Source organism: Aeromonas sp. 602200 (assembly GCF_049173895.1).
GTDB lineage: Bacteria > Pseudomonadota > Gammaproteobacteria > Enterobacterales > Aeromonadaceae > Aeromonas > Aeromonas veronii_A.
Window position 1 is genome coordinate 1 of record NZ_JAAKSL010000030.1, and the last position, 1,226, is coordinate 1,226.

General features: G+C 59.5%; 2 protein-coding genes. Both read right to left on the reverse strand.

The window, feature by feature from the left end; genetic code table 11:
- Positions 1–68: 68 nt before the first annotated feature.
- The gene (gene rfbD, locus G5221_RS20195) at positions 69–956 is read right to left on the reverse strand and encodes a dTDP-4-dehydrorhamnose reductase (RefSeq protein WP_421263798.1); all 888 of its coding nucleotides are present in this window, start codon (positions 954–956) and stop codon (positions 69–71) included.
- On the reverse strand, positions 956–1,226 hold a 271-nt coding region (locus tag G5221_RS20200), incomplete at its 5' end, for a GDP-mannose 4,6-dehydratase (protein ID WP_421263799.1). The genes G5221_RS20200 and rfbD, both read right to left, overlap by 1 nt.

Consider the following 1,226-nt stretch of genomic DNA (forward strand, 5'->3'; position numbering starts at 1 on the left):
TGCGGCCACACCTTTCTGTTTTATCCCTGCCAGCCAGGGAGGCAGTCACTACATCCCTGGCCAGTGATTTACTTGCCAAGGATCTCGGTCAACATCCGCTCCACACCGACGGTCCACTCCGGCAGCACCAGATCGAAGGTGCGCTGGAATTTGCCGGTATCAAGGCGGGAGTTATGGGGGCGTTTGGCCGGGGTAGGGAAGGCGCTGGTCGGCACCGCATTGAGTTGTGTCACCGCCAGTTCAACGCCAGCCTCTCTGGCTTTGGCAAACACCAGCTGGGCGTAGTCAAACCAGGTGGTGGTGCCGGAGGCAATCAGATGGTACAGCCCGGCGACCTCGGGGTTGCGCTGCGCCACGCGGATCGCATGAGCGGTGCAATCAGCCAGCAACTCGGCGCCGGTCGGAGCGCCAAACTGGTCATTGATGACTGACATCTCGCTACGCTCTTTGCCAAAGCGCAGCATGGTCTTGGCAAAGTTGGCACCCCGAGCGGCATAGACCCAGCTGGTGCGAAAAATCAGGTGACGGGAACAAAGCGCGGCCCCTTGCTCACCCGCCAGCTTGGTTTCGCCATAGACGTTGAGCGGAGCGGTGGCATCGGTTTCCACCCAGGGACGCTCACCGCTGCCATCGAACACATAGTCGGTGGAGTAATGCACCAGCCAGGCACCCAAGGCTTCCGCTTCTTTGGCTATCGCAACCACGCTGGTCGCGTTGAGCAGCTCGGCAAACTCCCGCTCGCTTTCGGCCTTGTCGACTGCGGTGTGGGCTGCGGCGTTGACAATCACGTCCGGCTTGACCAGACGTACCGTGTCGGCCACCCCTGCCGGGTTGCTGAAATCGCCGCAATAGTCAGTGGAGTCAAAATCAACGGCAGTGATACGCCCCAGCGGCGCCAGTGCCCGTTGCAGCTCCCAGCCTACCTGGCCGTTTTTGCCAAACAGCAGAATATGCATCAGGCACGCTCCCCGTAATTCTGCTCAATCCAGGATTGGTAGGCACCGCTCTTGACGTTGCTGACCCACTGCTGGTTATCCAGATACCACTGCACAGTTTTGCGAATACCGGATTCAAAGGTCTCTTGCGGTTGCCAATCCAACTCCGCGCTCATTTTGCTGGCATCGATGGCATAGCGGCGATCGTGACCGGGACGATCCGCTACATAGGTGATTTGATCGCGGTAAGAGCCCGCTTTCGGCACCATCTCGTCCAGCAGATCGCAGATG